We start from the raw sequence: 15385 nt of genomic DNA on the forward strand, positions 1-15385 counted from the left end.
TCAGGCGGCGACGGTCGGCTCCCGCGCCGGCGCCCGGCGGGAGAGCAGGTAGCCCGCGCCCGCCGCGAGCGGGAACATCAGCACGCCGTACACCGCCGCCGGCACGGCGAGCCGCTCGTCGCCGAGCACCGTGAGCGCCACCGCGATCGCGAGCGTGCTGTTGTGGATGCCGATCTCGAACGCCGACGCCACCGCCTGCCGGTACCCGACCCGGAAGAGCCGCGGCACCAGGAACCCCGCGCCCAGGCTGATCAGGCAGAACAGCGTGGTGACCAGGCCGACGTCGGCGAGGTAGGTGCCCAGGCTCTCGCGCTCGGCGAGCAGCGCGCCCGCGATCACCAGGACGAGGACCACCGCCGACAGGATGCGCACCGGGCGCTCGGCGCGCCGGGCCGCGGACGGCGACAGGCGGCGCACCAGCATGCCGAGGACCACCGGCACCAGGACGATCGCGAAGACCTGGAGAACCTTGTCGAACTGGAGCCCGACCGACCCGCCGAGCGGCGGCGCGAACCACCCGACGGCGAGGTTGACCACCAGCGGCAGGGTCACCACGGCGATCACCGAGTTGACGGCGGTGAGGGTGATGTTCAGCGCGACGTCGCCGCGGAACAGGTGGCTGAACAGGTTCGCCGTCGTCCCGCCCGGGGAGGCGGCCAGCAGCATCATGCCCACCGCGAGCACCGGGTCGAGCCCGAGGCCCACGACCAGGGCGAAGCACACCGCGGGCAGCAGGAGGATCTGGGTCGCGAGCGCCACCCCGACGGCCCGCGGCTCCTTGGCGATCCGCCCGAAGTCGCCGACGGTCAGCGAGAGCCCCAGCCCGAACATCACCACGGCCAGCGCGAGCGGCAGGCCGACGGTCGTCAGCGCGGTGTCCATCGACTCTCCCCGGGCGTGGGCGGCGGCGCGCCCATGGTCGGACAGGCGGGACGTTCCGGACAAGCCTCCCGGGGCTCAGCGCCCCGGCGCGACGCCCGCCTCCAGGGAGAGCCCGGTGAGCTCCGCGGAGACCTCCCACACGCGCCGGGCCTCCTCCTCGCTGCGCAGCGGGGCGTACAGCTTCTGCTCCGCGGGCGGGCCGCCCACGTTCCCCAGGCCGCTCGGCCCGTAGAACCGGCCGCCCTCGGCGCCCGGCCAGGCCGCGGCGTAGAGGGCGGGGAGCCCCGCCGACTCGGGGGTGCCGACGAGGATGCCGCGGGCCGACAGGGCGCCGATGAGCCGCCGGCCCCGGGCCGGCGAGGACCGTCCGACCTCCTCGCGGGCGGCGAGCAGGCTCGTCGGTGCGACCCCTGGGTGCGAGAGGTTGCTGGTGATGCCCCAGCCGCCGGCCTTGCTGCGCCGGTCGAGCTCGAGCCCGAACAGCCCGAACGCGATCTTCGACTGGGAGTAGGCGCGCATGCCGTCGTAGGAGCGCTCCCAGTCCAGGTCGTCCCAGTTGATCGTGCCGCGGCGGGCGGCGATGCTGACCTGCGAGGTCACGCGGGCGCGCCCGGCGCGCAGCAGCGGCATCAGGTGCGCCACGAGGGCGACGTGGCCCAGATGGTTGGTGCCGAACTGCAGCTCGTGCCCCTCGGCGGTGGTCTGGCGCTCGGGCGGGGTCATGACGCCGGCGTTGTTGATCAGGATGTGGATCGGCCGGCCCTCCTCCCGCAGCGTCTCGCCCAGCGCGGCGACGGACGCGAGCGAGGACAGGTCGAGAGTGCGCAGCGAGACCGTGGCCTTCGGGGCCCGCTCGCGGATCCACTCGAGCGCGGCCTGGCCCTTGCGCGGGTTCCGCACGGGCAGGACGACCTCGGCGCCGGCCGCGGCGAGCCTCGCGGCGATGCCGAGGCCGATGCCGTCGCTCGCGCCGGTGACGACGGCGCGCTGCGGGGCGAGACCGGGGAGGGTGATGTCGGGACGGGTGCGGGGCATCTCGGGGTCCTTCCGTGGACGGGGCCCTGGGTGGGTCTGCCGTCGAGACTCCGGCGTCGCGGCGAGGACAGCCACGGCCTCCCGATCCCCCTCTCCGCGATCACGGAAGGGGGGATCGGCGGGTCGTGGATGCCGTGGCGCGCAGGCGGTACGAACGGGGGCACCACCGAGAGAGGACCGCACCGTGATCGATCGGGCCGGGCTGGCGGAGTTCCTCCGGCGTCGCCGGGAGTCGCTGCAGCCGGAGGACGTCGGCCTCCCGCGCGGGCAGCGTCGCCGGACCAGCGGGCTGCGCCGCGAGGAGGTGGCCGCCCTCTGCCACATGTCGACCGACTACTACGCGCGCCTCGAACGGGAGCGCGGGCCGCAGCCCTCGGAGCAGATGATCGCCTCGATCGCGCAGGGCCTGCACCTCTCGCTCGACGAGCGCGACCACCTGTTCCGCCTCGCCGGGCACCACCCGCGCGCCCGCGGCGGCGTCGCCGAGCACATCAGCCCCGGCATGCTGCGCGTGCTCGACCGTCTCGACGACACGCCCGCGGAGATCGTCACCGAGCTCGGCGAGACGCTGCGGCAGACCCGGCTCGGTGTCGCGCTCGTCGGCGACCTCACGAGCTACACCGGGCCGGCCCGCAGCATCGGGTACCGCTGGTTCACCGACCCCGCCACCCGCGCGATCTACGCACCCGAGGACCACGACTTCCTCTCCCGCATGTGGGCGTCGGGCCTGCGCGAGGTGATGGGGCGGCGGGGCCGGGAGTCGCGCGCGGCGTACCTCGCCGAGCTCCTCCTCGCCGACAACGAGGAGTTCCGCGCCGTGTGGAACGAGCACGAGGTCGGCATCCGCCCGCACGACGTCAAGCACTTCGTGCACCCCGAGCTCGGGCGGCTGGACCTCAACTGCCAGTCGCTGCTCGACCCGCAGCAGTCGCAGTCGCTGCTCGTCTACACCGCCGTCCCGGGGAGCGAGAGCTACGAGAAGCTGCAACTGCTGTCGGTGATCGGTGCGCAGGCGATGCACTGAGGGGCGCCGCGCTCCGGTACGACTGACGCCGTGGGGAGGACGCTCGCGCAGCGGTACCGGGAGCACGGGGAGACCGCGTCGCCGCTGTCCGCCCGCGTCGCGGCCGCCATCGGCGCCGACGACGCCGCGCTGCGCGCGATCGGGACCGCGCCGGCACGCCGGCGAGCGCCCGCCCTGGTCCTCGCCGCGCTGCACGACCTCGCCCTGGCCGGGCGCGCCCCGGCGCTCGCCGCGGCCCATGCCGCCGGCGACCCCGACGCCGCCGCGCAGGCCGCCGTCGCCACCCTCCGGGACATGCCCGGGGCCGTCGCGGACCTGGTCGCGCGCCGCCGGACCACGCGGGACGGGGCCGCCCACGCCCCCGTCCTCCTCCCCGTGATCGCCGAGGCCGCCCACCGCGGCGGCGCAAGCGCCGTCGCGCTCGTCGACGTCGGGTGCGGGGCGGGGTTCGACCTCGTCGTCGACCGGATCGGCGCCACCTACGACGGCGGACCAACCCTGGGCGATGCGGCGTCGCCGGTGCCGCAGCCGGCGTCGGTCGTGGGGGACCGTCCCGTCCCGGCGCGGGCGGTCCCCGAGGTCGTCGCGCGTGTGGGCCTCGATCCCGACCCGGTCGACGTCACCGAACCCGACGACGCCCGCTGGCTGCGCGCCTGCGTGCCCCCGGACCACCACGAGCGGGCGGCCGAGCTCGACACCCTCGTCACGCTGGCGGCCGCGAGCCCGCGGATGCTGCGCCGCGGCGACCCCCTCGAGCTGCTCCCCGACGCGCTCGCCGCGGTGCCGGCGGAGGCCCTGCCCATCGTCACCACGACCTGGACGCTGGCGGCGCTCCCGCGCGCGGACCGCCTGCGCTTCCTGCAGCGCCTCGACGCGGCGGCGACCGACCGGCCCGTGGCCTGGGTGTCGGCGGAGGGGGTCGGGGTCGCCCCGGCGGTCCCGACCCTGGGCGACCGCCCCGCCTCGGGACACAGCGTCCTCGGCCTGGCGATCCTCGAGCACCGGCGGATGCGCGCCGAGGCCGTCGGCCGCTGCTGGTCGCGGGGCCGGCTGCTGTCGTGGCTGGCGGACTAGAGCCAGTCCGCGAACCCCGGCAACGTCGGCCGGTCGCGCCCGGCGATGAGCAGGTCGGCGAAGGCGGCGGCCGCCGGTGCGGCGACCTCGCCGTGCACCAGCGCCATGCGCCGCACCACGACGGGGTCGTCGAGCGGGACCGCGACGAGGTCGGCGAACCCGGTGAGCGGCACGACGAGCCCGGGGACCGCGGTGATCCCGAGCCCGGCGGCGACGAGCCCCGCCACCGCGGCGATGTTGCGCGCGGCGACGACGCGGTGGGGCCGGACGTCGGTGGTCACGAAGGCGTGGTCGACGTGGTGGCGGATGCTCGTGGTGGGGTCGAAGTCGATGAAGGGCTCGCCGGCGAGGTCGCGCCACGCGAGCCGGGCCCGGCCGGCGAACCGGTGCGACCGCGGGACCAGGGCGCAGAACCGGTCCTCGGCGACCGGGCGCACGGCGAGGTCGTCGAGGGGGTTCGTCGAGACGGACACGACCGTCACGGCGAGGTCCGCCCGCCCGGCGCGGACGTGCTCGACGACCTCGTCGGCCAGCGCGTCGGAGAGCGTGACGTCGACGTCGGGCCGCGCCGCGCGGAACACCGCGACCACGCCGGGCAGCAGCAGTGCCGCGAGCGAGGGCAGGGTGGCGATCCGGACCCGGCCGCGCGTGCCGGCCAGGTAGTCGGAGAACCGGCGCATCTCCTCGTCGAGCCCGTCGAGCACCCGCCGGGCCGCGGCGACGAGCTCGAGCCCGGCCGGTGTCGTCTCGAGCCGCCGGGTGGTGCGGGTGAACAGCGCCGTGCCGACACGTCGTTCGACCTCGGCGACCGTGCGGCTCAGCGACGGCTGCGCGACGTGGAGGGACGAGGCGGCCGCGGTGAAACCACCGGCCTCGTGCACGGCCACGACCGCGCGGAGCTGCGGCAGCGTCACGTCCATGTGCTTCGGACATCAATCGATGAGGAACAGGTCTTTGACGAGCATAGGTGAGCGTGGCCATCGTCACCTCTCGTCCCACCCCGTTCCCGGAGGTCGACGATGCTCGCCGCGGCCGGATTCATCACCATCGCCGTCTTCCTCGTCGCCGTGCTCTCGGGGCGGGTGTCGGTCCTCCTCGCGCTCACGGTGATCCCCGCGGTCGCCGCGGTGGCCGTGGGCGCCGGCGGTGACCTCAGCGACCTCGTGCTCGACGGCCTGGAACAGGTCGCCCCCGTCGCCATCATGATCACGTTCGCGGTCCTCTACTTCTGCCTGATGATCGACGCGGGCCTCTTCGACCCGGCGATCCGGCGGGTCGTGCGGTGGGCGGGCGGCGACCCGATGAAGATCTGCGTCGGGACCGCCGTGCTCACCGTCCTGGTGGCCCTCGACGGGGACGGCGCCTCGACCTTCCTGATCATGGTGACGGCGATGCTGCCGATCTACGAGCGCCTGGGGATGCGCCGGATCGTGCTGGCCGCCGTGATCTGCCTCGGCGCCGGCGTGATGAACATGGTGCCGTGGGGCGGCCCGACCGCCCGGGCGATGGCGGCACTGGACCTCTCGGGCGGCGAGGTGTTCGTGCCGGTCATCCCGGCCATGGCGGCCGGCATCGCGTGGGTGGTGCTCGTCGCCTGGATCCTGGGTCGCGCCGAGCGCAAGCGCCTCGGGGTGGTCACGCTGGAGGACCCCGGGACCCCCGGTGCCACGCCGGAGCAGCAGGAGCCGGACGACGAGGACGGCACCGTCGCCACCCTCACCCGCACGCCGGTGCGGACCCGCGCCGACCGCGTGCGGTTCTGGCTGAACGCGGTGGTCACCCTCGCCCTGCTCGTCGTGCTGCTCCTCCAGCTCGCCGAGCTGCCCGTCGTGTTCATCGGCGCGTTCGTGGTCGCCCTGCTGATCAACGCGCCGCGCTGGCCGCAGCAGCAGGAGCTCCTCGAGCGTCACGGCAGGAGCGTCGTCCTCGTGGTCACCATGATCTTCGCGGCCGGCGTCTTCACCGGCATCCTCGGCGGCACCGGGATGATCGAGGCGATGGCGCGGGCGCTGGTGTCGGTGATCCCCGCCGGGGCCGGCGGCCTGCTGCCCGCGATCGTGGCGGTCACCGGCATGCCGCTGTCGCTGGTCTTCACCCCGGACGCCTACTACTTCGGCGTGCTGCCGGTGCTCGCCGAGACCACGGCGGCCCTGGGCGGTGCCCCCGCCGAGGTCGCCCGCGCGGCCATCCTCGGGCAGATGACCACCGGCTTCCCGCTGAGCCCGCTGACCGCCTCCACCTTCATCCTCGTGGGCCTCACCCGGGTCGACTTCGGGGCGCACCAGCGCTTCGTCTTCGGCTGGGCGTTCGGGACCACGCTCGTCATGACCGCCGTCGCGCTGCTGACCGGCGCGATCTGAGGAGGGAGCGACCGTGACCACGAGGATCGGCAGCGGCGCCGGGTTCGCCGGCGACCGCATCGATCCGGCCGTCGACCTCGCCCGGGACGGCGGGCTCGACGACCTCGTCCTCGAGTGCCTCGCGGAGCGCACCATCGCGCTCGACCAGCAGCGCCGCCTCGCCGACCCCGACGCCGGCCACGACCCCCGCCTGACCGCGCGCCTCGCGCCGCTGCTGCCGGTCGTCCTCGCGCGCGGGACGCGGGTGCTGACCAACATGGGCGCGGCGAACCCGCCGGCGGCCGGGCTGGTCGTGCGCCGGATGCTCGACGAGCTCGGGTCCGCCGCCACGGTCGGCGTCGTCACCGGCGACGACGTGCTCGCCGCGCTGGACCTCGACGCCCCCGCCCTCGAGGACGGCCGCCCGCTGCGCGAGCACGGCGAGATCGTCTCCGCGAACGCCTACCTGGGCGCCGACGCGATCACGCCGGCGCTGGAGGCCGGCGCGCAGGTGGTCGTCACCGGGCGGGTCGCCGACCCGTCGCTCTTCCTCGCCCCGCTCGCGCAGCGCCTCGGCTGGGCGCCCGACGACGTCGGGCGCACGGCCGCGGGCACCCTCGTCGGCCACCTGCTCGAGTGCGCCGGGCAGCTCACCGGCGGGTACGCCGCCGACCCCGGCCACCTCGAGGTCCCCGACCTCGCCCACCTCGGCTTCCCCTTCGCCGACGTCGCCGCCGACGGCACCGCGTCCTACGGGAAGCTCGCCGGCACGGGCGGGCGCCTCGACCGGCACACCGTGCGCGAGCAGCTCCTCTACGAGGTCACCGACCCCGCGGGCTACGTCACCCCCGACGTGCTGCTCGACCTGCGCGGCGTCCGGGTGGACGACGCCGGCCCCGACCGGGTCCGCGTCCACGGCGCCCGCGGGCGACCCCGTCCCGACCGGCTCAAGGTCACCGTCGGGCACCGCGCCGGCACCCGGGTCGAGGCCGAGATCTCCTACCTCGGTCCCGGCGCCGGAGCCCGCGGGCGCCTGGCCGCCGACGTCGTCGCCACCCGGCTCGCGGGCCTGCCGGTCACGCCGCGCATCGAGGTGCTCGGCGGCCCCGACGACGCCCGGCTGCGGGTCGCGGCGCGTGGCGACGACCTCGACGTGCTCGACGCGGTCGGGCACGAGGTCGAGGCGCTCTACACCAACGGCCCGGCCGGGGGCGGGGGCGTGCGCGTGCACCACACACCCGTGCTCGGCGTGCTCTCCACCCTCGTCCCGCGCGGCGCGGTCCGGCCGCGCACCGCTCTCCTGGAGGCCCGTGGTGCTGCTGCATGAGCTCGCCCACTGCCGCGCCGGCGACAAGGGCACCGTCGCCACGCTCACCGTCGTCCCGCACGACGACGCCGCCTACCCGGAGCTGGTCCGCGCCCTCACCGCCGACCGCGTCCGGGCCCACCTCGACCCGTGGATCGGCGGCGAGGTCGTCCGCCACGAGCTGCCGCTCGTCGCCGCGCTGCAGTTCGTGTGCACCGGGGTGCGCGGCGGTGGCGTCACGGTGTCGACGGCCCTCGACACCCACGGCAAGTCGCTGAGCTCGCGGCTGTTGGCGCTCGAGCTGTGAGGCGTCAGCGCCGCACGAGGTGCGGGGTCGCCATCGACCCCCGCCGCACCGCGGCCAGGTAGACGTCGGCGACCTGGCCCGCGAGGACGTCGAGGTCGTGGGCGCGCGCGAGCCCCGGGCCCTGCGTGAGCGCCGCGGTCCGCCGCGCGCGGTCGGCGTGCAGCGCGCCCAGCGCGTCGGCGAGCAGCGGGGCGTCCGCGGTCGCGGGCACGAGCACGCCCACCGGGGACGGCACGACCTCGCGCAGCGCCGCGGTGTCCGGGCCCAGCACCGGCGTGCCGACCGCGAGCGCCTCCAGCGCCACCGCCCGCGCCGCCTTCTCGGGCGCGCCCGGCGGCACCACCGCGATCCGCGCCGACGCCACCCACGCGTGCCGGGCCTCGCCGTCGCGCTCCTCAGCGAACACGACGTGCTCGCCCAGGCCCAGCTGCGCCGCGCACGCGCGCAGGTCGGCCTCGTGGGCGCCGCAGCCCAGCAGCACGAGCCGGCCGGTCGCCGACGGCACCGCCCGGGCCCAGGCGTGGAGCAGCGGGCGGACGATGTCAGGGCCGGCGCCGAGGCGCCCGACGCGCACGACGACCTCGTCCTCGCGGTGGCGGGGCGTCGTCCGCAGGGCGGCCGGGTCGATCCCGTCGCCGACGACGGCGACGTCGGGGCGGCAGCGCGCCGCGGCGAGCAGATCGGCCGCGGCGGGAGAGCGCACGACGACCGAACGGTGCCCGCGGATCGCCCACCACCGCAGGCGCAGCAGGTGGGCCGATCGGTCCGCCGGCACCGGGTCGGGCAGCCACGACGCGAGCGCCACCACCGGGCGCGTCGTCCACCGCGGTACCGCCAGCGGCCCCGGGGAGGCGGCGAGCTCCTCGACGACCACGTCGGCGCGGGTGTGGCGGGCCGCGACGACCGCCGCGGCGAGGTAGGACAGCATCCGCCCGGACCGCGTGCAGCTGCGCCGCACGGGGTGGGTCCAGCGCACCATCCCCGGGCCGTGCTGCTCGATGCGGTCGTGGGCGTCCGGGGACCGCGGGCTCAGCACGGTGATCTCGTGCCCGGCGGCGGCGAGGCGGCGGTGGAGCTCGGCGGCGCCGTCGGGCTCCGCACCCGCGAGGTGCAGGACCCGCAGCGTCGGGCCCCGGGGCACGGCCGGGCCGGGGCCGGGCGGGTCCACCTCGACCGTCGCGTACGGGTCGTCCGCGGCGCGCGGCCCGGGCTCGGCGATCGGGGCCACGACGGGGTCGACGGCCAGCGCGGCCCGCGGGGTCCCCGCGCGGACGTGCGCGAGCAGCAGCGGCAGCCCGCCGAGGACGAGCGCGACGACGCCGACCGCGACGAGCCACGCCGGGACCGACTCCCGCGTCACGACGAGCACGACGAGCATCGCGGCGGCGACGAGCAGCGGGCCGCGCAGGCTGCCGGGGACCGGCCCGCCGCGCCGCGACCGGTGCCACCAGCGCACGAGCACGGCGACGAGCCCGGCCCCGGCCAGCGCACCGCCCGCGGCTCCGTAGAGCATCCCCGGCGTGCCGGGCGGCGCGAGCTCGCCGCCGATCGCGATGCCCTCACCGAGCATCACCGCCGCGCCGAGGACGCCGGCCGCCGGGATCGCCCGGGCACCGGCGCCGAGCAGCCGCCAGGTCCCGGCGGCCGCCAGCCCGACCCCGGCGAGCACCACGGCGCCGCCGGCCAGCAGGAGCTCGGGCGAGGACGTGGCCGGGGTGAGCGGTCCGGCCAGGGCCGGCGGCACGGTCGCCACGACGGCGACCAGGGGCAGCAGCACCCGGACCAGCGAGTCCGGTCCCTGCTGCCGTGGCGCGTCGATCGCCGAGACCATGGGTGTCCTCCCCGGGGCGGTCCGCCCCTCCGGTGACCGAGGGTGCCTCGGTCACCCGCGGTGACGAGCGGCGGTCTCCGGTTCCAACGAGACAAGGCCTCCGGGGTGTCGCCCGGAAGGGTGATCAGCGCGTCCAGGCGCCCGTGACCGCGGTCCGCAGCACGTAGTCCTCGAAGGGGCGCGGCGCTCGTCCGGTGACGGCGGCGACGCCGTCGGTGGGCTCGGCGAGCACCCCGCGCCCGATGAGCAGGTACATCGCGGTGATGGTGCGGGCGGACTCCTCGTCCAGGCCCTGACCGACCAGCGCGGCGGTGTGCGCGGCCGGGCCGACCTGCCGGTAGGTGATCGGCCGGTCGGTCGCGCGGGCGATGAGCGCCACGGCCTCGGCGTAGGTGAGCGCCCGGGGCCCGGTCAGTTCGTGGGTCCGCCCGGCGTGGCGGCCGGGCTCGAGCAGCACGGTGGCCGCGACGTCGGCGACGTCCTCGATATCGATCAGCGGTTCGACGAGCGTGCCGGCGGGGAGGGCCACGTCACCGGCGAGGACGGGGGCGTGCAGGAGCTCCTCGTCGAAGTTCTGCGCGAAGTTGCACGGCCGCAGCACCGTCCACTCCAGCGAGGAGCCGCGCACGGCCGCCTCGGCCGAGAGCATGTCCTGCCCGAACCCCGAGTCACCCCAGGAGTCGGCGCCGCGCCCCGAGAGCAGGACCATCCGCCGGACGCCGGCGGCCTGCGCGCGGGCGACGAACGCGGGGACGGGGCCGGGCTCGTAGGGGGCGACCAGGTAGACCGCGGTGACGCCCGCGAGGGCCGCGTCCCAGCCGTCGGGCTCGGACCAGTCGAAGCGGGTCGCGCTCGAGCGGGACGCGGCGCGGACCCGGGCGCCCCGCAGCCGCAGCCGGGCGGCGACCCGGCGTCCGGTCTTGCCGGTCGCGCCGAGGACGAGGACCAGGTCGTCGTTGCTCATGTCCCCGAGGGAACGCGGCGACGCCGGACGATGCCATCGGTGAGACGCCCGGACCCCTGTCCGATCGTCTAACCTCGGTGGCGTGGACGCGTTCGGCGACATGTTCCGCGGGGTGCGCGCGCAGGGCTCGCTGTTCGGCAGCTCGACCCTGACGGCGCCCTGGGCGCTGCACTTCGTCGACGGCGCCCCGCTCACCCTGTGCACGGTGCTCGGCGGCTCCGGGTGGATCGTCCCGGACGGCCGCCCGCCCGAGCTCCTGCGCGTCGGCGAGACGCTCATCGTCAAGGGGCCCGGGACGTTCACCTTCGTCGACGAGCCCGGCACCGACGCCGAGCCGCTGGCGTGCGGCGCGTTCTGCGCGACGCCCGAGCAGGGCGGGACGCGGCACCGTCGCGGCTGGCACGACGACCCCGGCGGCGTGGGCGCGACGACCCTGATCACCGGCGCCTACCCGGTGCGCGGCGAGATCAGCCGCCGGCTGCTGGACGCGCTGCCGCCGGTGCTGCGCACGGGCTCCGGCGGCTCCGGCGACCCCGTGCTCGAGCACCTCGCGGCCGAGGTCGCCACCGACCGGCCCGGCCAGCAGGTGGTCCTCGACCGGCTGCTGGACTGGCTGCTGGTGTGCTCGATCCGCGAGTGGTTCGACCGGCCCGGCGGCCACCCGCCGGCGTGGTACTCGGCCCAGCGCGACCCGGTCGTCGGCGACGCGCTGCGCCTGCTGCACGCGGAGCCGGCGGCGGCGTGGACGGTGTCGGCGCTGGCGCGCCGCGCCGGCGTGTCCCGCGCGACGCTCGCGAAGCGCTTCGCCGACCTCGTCGGCGAGCCCCCGCTGACCTACCTCACCGGGTGGCGCATGACGCTCGCCGCGGACCTGCTGACCGACGACGAGACGACGACGATCGCCGAGGTCGCGCGCACCGTGGGCTACGCCGACGCGTTCTCCTTCAGCGCCGCCTTCAAGCGCACCCGCGGCGTCAGCCCCAGCGAGTACCGCCGCCTCCCGGTCGGCGCGTAGCTCAGGCCGCGACCGCCTCCGCGGTCCGCTGCGTCGACGTCCGGTACGGGTCGGGGGAGAACAGCGCCGCGACGATCGTGATCAGCACCATCGCCGACATGTAGACCGCGATCCAGCCCCAGCCGCCGGTCGCGTCGAGCAGCGCGGTGGCGATCACCGGCGCGAGCCCGCCGGCGAACACGCTGGCGCCCTGCGCGCCGATCGAGGCCCCGCTGTAGCGCACCTCGGGCTCGAAGAGCTCGGAGAACCAGGCGGGCTGCGGCGCGTAGACCGCCGAGTTGCCGATGTTCACCGCGATGACGGTGGCGAGGATGATCCAGGGCAGCTCGCGCGTGTCCAGCGCCCAGAAGTACGGCCAGCTCATGAGCAGCAGCACCAGCGAGCCCCAGAGCACGACCGGGCGGCGCCCGAAGCGGTCGGCGGCCCAGCCGTAGAACGGGATGCTGAGCAGGCCGAGGGCCGACGAGACGATCACCGCGAGCAGGAGGTCGCTGCGGGCCATCCCGAGCACGACGGTGCCGTAGGTCAGGACGAACGTGGTGTGGATGTAGAAGGTGCTGTTCTCGGCGAACCGCAGGCCCGCGGCCCGCAGCACGTTCAGCGGCTGGCGGCGCAGCACCGCGAGCACCGGCTGCCGCTCGATCTTCCCGGCCGACTTGGCCTGCTCGAACACCGGCGACTCGGCCACCCGCAGCCGGATGACGATGCCCACCGCGACCAGCACGATCGAGGCCAGGAACGGCACCCGCCAGCCCCAGGACAGGAACGCCTCGTCGGACATCAGCGCCGACATGATCAGCAGGGACAGGTTGGCGGTGAGCATGCCGGCCGGCACCCCGGTCTGGGGGAAGCTGCCGAAGAACCCGCGGCGCTTCGGTGGCGCGTACTCGACCGCCATCACCGCGGCGGCGCCCCACTCGCCGCCGAGCCCGATGCCCTGCACGATCCGCAGCAGCACGAGCAGGATCGGGGCGGCGATCCCGATCGTCGCGTACGTCGGCATCAGCCCGACGAGGAAGGTGCCGCCGCCCATCAGCACCACCGACAGGACCAGCATCGACTTGCGGCCGATCCGGTCGCCGAAGTGCGCGAAGATCACGCCGCCGAACGGCCGGGCGACGAAGCCGACGCCGAACGTCGAGAGGGCGAGCAGCGTGCCCGTGAGCGGGTTGGCGGTCGGGAAGAAGAGCTTCCCGAAGACCAGCGCGGCCGCGGCGCCGTAGACGAAGAAGTCGAACCACTCGATCGACGTCCCGATCAACGTCGCGCCCGCGACGCGGCGGGTCTCCTTCGCCGTCGGGACCTGCGGTGCACTCGGAGCGGGAGGCATCGGTGAACCCCTGACTTCCGCGAGGCGGAATCGGTCGCCGTGTGTGACGGGTACCATACGGAGCGCTTCGCGATGTCGCCAGGACGTGCGCGACTTGGACGATTGAGAGACGGGTTCCCTCGCCCTAGCGTGAGGACGGTCACACGACCGTGGAAGCGCGGGGAGGCGTCGTGGAGCCACCGATGTTGCGTCCGGCCGCGAGCTACGACGAGCTCTGGCGCCAGGTCGACTTCACCACGCTGGCGATCCCGGAGCGCTTCAACCTCGGGGTGGCGTGCGCGGACCGGCAGGACCCGCAGGCGCGCGCGCTCACGATCGTCGAGGCGGACCGCAGCGCGCACGACCACACGTTCGGCGAGGTCACCGCGTCGTCCAACCGGCTCGCGAACGCGCTGACGGCGCTGGGCGTCGGGCCCGGCGACGTCGTCGGGCTGGTCAGCCCGGCCTCGTTCGAGACCGGCGTCGGCTTCGTGGCGATGTTCCGGATGGGCGCGATCGCGCTCCCGCTGTCGTCGCTGTTCGGGCCGGACGCGCTGCGCTACCGGCTGCGCGACGCCGGGGCGAAGGCGGTGGTGACGGCGGCGGCGAACGCCGAGCGGGTGCGCGAGGCGCTCGACGACGGCGGCGAGCAGGTCCCGCTGCTGGTCATCGGCGGCTCGGGGGACGACTCGTACGAGGAGGCGCTGGCCGCCGCGTCGCCGGAGTTCACCCCGGTGGACACCGCGGCCGAGGACCCGGCGTTCCTCATCTACACCTCGGGCACGACCGGCGACCCGAAGGGCGCGCTGCACGCCCACCGGATCGTCTTCGGGCACCTGCCGGCCTTCGAGGCGGTCTACGAGTTCTTCCCGCAGGCCCACGACGTCATCTGGTCGCCGGCCGACTGGGCGTGGATCGCCGGGATCATGGACATCCTCGTGCCGGCCTGGTTCCACGGCCTGCCCGTCGTGGTCGACCGCGAGCCCGCGTTCACCGCGGAGCGCGCGGTCTGGCTGATGCGCGAGTTCGGACTGACGCTGACGCTGCTGCCGGCCACCGCGCTGCGGATGATCCGCGCGTCGGGCATCGAGGGCGGCGGGTTCCGGTTCCGGGCGATCTGCTCCGGCGGCGAGGCCCTGGGCGCCGACCTGCTGAAGTGGAGCGAGGAGTTCTTCGGCGCGACGGTGAACGAGGGCTACGGGCAGACCGAGCTCAACGCCTGCATCGGCAACTGCGCCTCGGTGTACCCGGTCCGTCCGGGCTCGCTGGGCAAGGGCCTGCCCGGCTTCACGCCGGTGGTGCTCGACGAGGACGGCGAGCCGGTGATCGACACCGTCGGCGAGCTCGCCCTCGACCGCCGCACGCCCTCGACGATGCTCGAGTACTGGCGCAACCCGGAGGCGACCGCCGCGAAGTACCGGGGGAACTGGCTGCTCACCGGCGACCTCGCCCGCCAGGACGCCGACGGCTACGTCTGGTTCGAGTCGCGCAAGGACGACGTCATCAACTCCGCGGGCTACCGCATCGGGCCCGGCGAGATCGAGCAGAGCCTCGGGGGCCACGAGGCCGTCGCGATGGCGGCGGTGATCGGGGTGCCCGACGAGCGGCGCGGCCAGGTGCCCAAGGCGTTCGTGGTGCTGCGGCCCGGGGTCACCGCGTCGGCCGAGCTGGCCGACGAGCTGCGCGCGCACGTCCGGGCGCGGCTGGCCGCCCACGAGGTGCCCGCGGGCATCGAGTTCCTCGACGAGCTGCCCCGCACCACGACGGGCAAGATCCTCCGCCGGGCGCTGCGGGAGGACTGACTAGGCGGCGACGCCCCGGAGCCCGACCGCGCCGCGGAGCCCGACGCAGCCGACGCACCCCACGCAGTCGACGCAGTCCACGCACCCGACGCAGGCCACGCACCGCGTGCAGTCGACGCAGGCGAGCGTGGCCAGGCACATCCGCAGCCGCGCGCCGAGCACCGTGAGCACGCTGCCCACGACGGCGATGCTGCCGGCCGTGCCGGCGCTCCCGGCCACCGCGACGCTGCCGGTGGTGGCCACGCTGCCCGCGACCGCGACGCTCCCCGCGGTCGCGGCGCTCCCGGCGACGGCGATGCTGCCCGCCGTCCCCGCGCTGCGGGCCACGCCGACGCTGCCGACGGTCGCCACGCTGCCGGCGACCGCGACGCTGCGGGAGGTGTCGACGCTGGCGGCGACGGCCACGCTGTCCTGCGTGCCGGTGCTCGCGGTGATGCTCGCGGGGTCCTGCTCCTCGGTCATGGTCGAGAGGCTGCCCGGGTCGCCGGACACCGTCC

14 protein-coding genes are annotated in these 15385 nt (G+C 75.7%); 7 read left to right on the plus strand and 7 right to left on the minus strand.

The annotated features are described in order from the left end of the window. On the minus strand, positions 1–882 hold the full coding sequence (locus tag ACFPK1_RS11775; protein ID WP_378021111.1) for a bile acid:sodium symporter family protein: 882 nt from the start codon (positions 880–882) through the stop codon (positions 1–3). 75 nt (positions 883–957) lie between these two features. Continuing rightward, positions 958–1917: an SDR family oxidoreductase gene (locus tag ACFPK1_RS11780; protein WP_378021112.1), complete on the minus strand. Its 960-nt coding sequence runs from the start codon at positions 1915–1917 to the stop codon at positions 958–960. Positions 1918–2101: 184 nt separating this feature from the next. Between ACFPK1_RS11780 and ACFPK1_RS11785 the strand changes: the two genes are divergently transcribed. Together ACFPK1_RS11785 and ACFPK1_RS11790 are read left to right on the plus strand one after the other, a co-directional pair. After that, positions 2102–2941 carry a helix-turn-helix transcriptional regulator gene (locus tag ACFPK1_RS11785; protein WP_378021113.1) on the plus strand — a complete coding sequence of 280 codons (840 nt, stop codon included), beginning with the start codon at positions 2102–2104 and terminating at the stop codon, positions 2939–2941. A gap of 30 nt (positions 2942–2971) precedes the next feature. Then, complete coding sequence (locus tag ACFPK1_RS11790; RefSeq protein ID WP_378021114.1) at positions 2972–4015, plus strand: DUF2332 domain-containing protein; 1044 nt, start codon at positions 2972–2974, stop codon at positions 4013–4015. Here ACFPK1_RS11790 and ACFPK1_RS11795 read toward each other — a convergent pair. Continuing rightward, positions 4012–4935 (minus strand): LysR family transcriptional regulator, encoded by a 924-nt coding sequence (locus tag ACFPK1_RS11795; RefSeq protein WP_378021115.1) that lies wholly within the window; start codon positions 4933–4935, stop codon positions 4012–4014. The two genes, ACFPK1_RS11790 and ACFPK1_RS11795, sit on opposite strands and share 4 nt — an antisense overlap. Before the next feature lie 99 nt (positions 4936–5034). Here ACFPK1_RS11795 and ACFPK1_RS11800 point away from each other — a divergent pair, with 99 nt between their 5' ends. The 3 genes from ACFPK1_RS11800 to ACFPK1_RS11810 are packed head-to-tail and all read left to right on the plus strand — an operon-like array spanning position 5035 to position 7967. Next, positions 5035–6375 (plus strand): CitMHS family transporter, encoded by a 1341-nt coding sequence (locus tag ACFPK1_RS11800; protein WP_378021116.1) that lies wholly within the window; start codon positions 5035–5037, stop codon positions 6373–6375. Between the two features lie 13 nt (positions 6376–6388). Further along, entirely contained in the window at positions 6389–7681 is a 1293-nt protein-coding gene (locus ACFPK1_RS11805) for an acyclic terpene utilization AtuA family protein (protein ID WP_378021117.1), read from the plus strand. After that, positions 7665–7967 carry an AtuA-related protein gene (locus tag ACFPK1_RS11810; protein WP_378021118.1) on the plus strand — a complete coding sequence of 101 codons (303 nt, stop codon included), beginning with the start codon at positions 7665–7667 and terminating at the stop codon, positions 7965–7967. The genes ACFPK1_RS11805 and ACFPK1_RS11810 overlap by 17 nt, the downstream gene beginning before the upstream one ends. 4 nt (positions 7968–7971) lie before the next feature. Here the strand turns inward: ACFPK1_RS11810 and ACFPK1_RS11815 are convergent, their stop codons facing one another. Together ACFPK1_RS11815 and ACFPK1_RS11820 are read right to left on the minus strand one after the other, a co-directional pair. After that, positions 7972–9798, minus strand: a complete 1827-nt coding sequence (locus ACFPK1_RS11815; RefSeq protein WP_378021119.1) for a glycosyltransferase family 4 protein — start codon at positions 9796–9798, stop codon at positions 7972–7974. 124 nt (positions 9799–9922) lie between these two features. Further along, the gene (locus ACFPK1_RS11820; RefSeq protein ID WP_378021120.1) at positions 9923–10762 is read right to left on the minus strand and encodes an NAD(P)H-binding protein; all 840 of its coding nucleotides are present in this window, start codon (positions 10760–10762) and stop codon (positions 9923–9925) included. 82 nt (positions 10763–10844) lie between these two features. On the opposite strand from ACFPK1_RS11820, the gene ACFPK1_RS11825 reads away from it, so the two are divergent. Further along, the gene (locus ACFPK1_RS11825; protein WP_378021121.1) at positions 10845–11777 is read left to right on the plus strand and encodes a cupin domain-containing protein; all 933 of its coding nucleotides are present in this window, start codon (positions 10845–10847) and stop codon (positions 11775–11777) included. Position 11778: 1 nt separating this feature from the next. On the opposite strand, the gene ACFPK1_RS11830 is transcribed toward ACFPK1_RS11825, so the two are convergent. Continuing rightward, complete coding sequence (locus ACFPK1_RS11830; RefSeq protein WP_378021122.1) at positions 11779–13107, minus strand: MFS transporter; 1329 nt, start codon at positions 13105–13107, stop codon at positions 11779–11781. A gap of 182 nt (positions 13108–13289) precedes the next feature. Here ACFPK1_RS11830 and ACFPK1_RS11835 point away from each other — a divergent pair, with 182 nt between their 5' ends. Next, the gene (locus ACFPK1_RS11835; RefSeq protein ID WP_378021123.1) at positions 13290–14888 is read left to right on the plus strand and encodes an acyl-CoA synthetase; all 1599 of its coding nucleotides are present in this window, start codon (positions 13290–13292) and stop codon (positions 14886–14888) included. Here ACFPK1_RS11835 and ACFPK1_RS11840 read toward each other — a convergent pair whose 3' ends face one another. Continuing rightward, positions 14889–15350 (minus strand): hypothetical protein, encoded by a 462-nt coding sequence (locus ACFPK1_RS11840; RefSeq protein WP_378021124.1) that lies wholly within the window; start codon positions 15348–15350, stop codon positions 14889–14891. It abuts the gene before it with no gap. Between the last annotated feature and the right edge of the window lie 35 nt (positions 15351–15385).

This window comes from Actinomycetospora rhizophila, assembly GCF_042657905.1.
GTDB lineage: Bacteria > Actinomycetota > Actinomycetes > Mycobacteriales > Pseudonocardiaceae > Actinomycetospora > Actinomycetospora rhizophila.

Coding starts and splice junctions, on each gene's coding strand:
- ACFPK1_RS11835 (WP_378021123.1), top strand. CDS start 13,290: ATGTTGCGTCCGGCCGCGAGCTACGACGAGCTCTGGCGCCAGGTCGAC.
- ACFPK1_RS11840 (WP_378021124.1), bottom strand. CDS start 15,350: ATGACCGAGGAGCAGGACCCCGCGAGCATCACCGCGAGCACCGGCACG.
- ACFPK1_RS11820 (WP_378021120.1), bottom strand. CDS start 10,762: ATGAGCAACGACGACCTGGTCCTCGTCCTCGGCGCGACCGGCAAGACC.
- ACFPK1_RS11795 (WP_378021115.1), bottom strand. CDS start 4,935: ATGGACGTGACGCTGCCGCAGCTCCGCGCGGTCGTGGCCGTGCACGAG.
- ACFPK1_RS11815 (WP_378021119.1), bottom strand. CDS start 9,798: ATGGTCTCGGCGATCGACGCGCCACGGCAGCAGGGACCGGACTCGCTG.
- ACFPK1_RS11780 (WP_378021112.1), bottom strand. CDS start 1,917: ATGCCCCGCACCCGTCCCGACATCACCCTCCCCGGTCTCGCCCCGCAG.
- ACFPK1_RS11800 (WP_378021116.1), top strand. CDS start 5,035: ATGCTCGCCGCGGCCGGATTCATCACCATCGCCGTCTTCCTCGTCGCC.
- ACFPK1_RS11830 (WP_378021122.1), bottom strand. CDS start 13,107: ATGCCTCCCGCTCCGAGTGCACCGCAGGTCCCGACGGCGAAGGAGACC.
- ACFPK1_RS11775 (WP_378021111.1), bottom strand. CDS start 882: ATGGACACCGCGCTGACGACCGTCGGCCTGCCGCTCGCGCTGGCCGTG.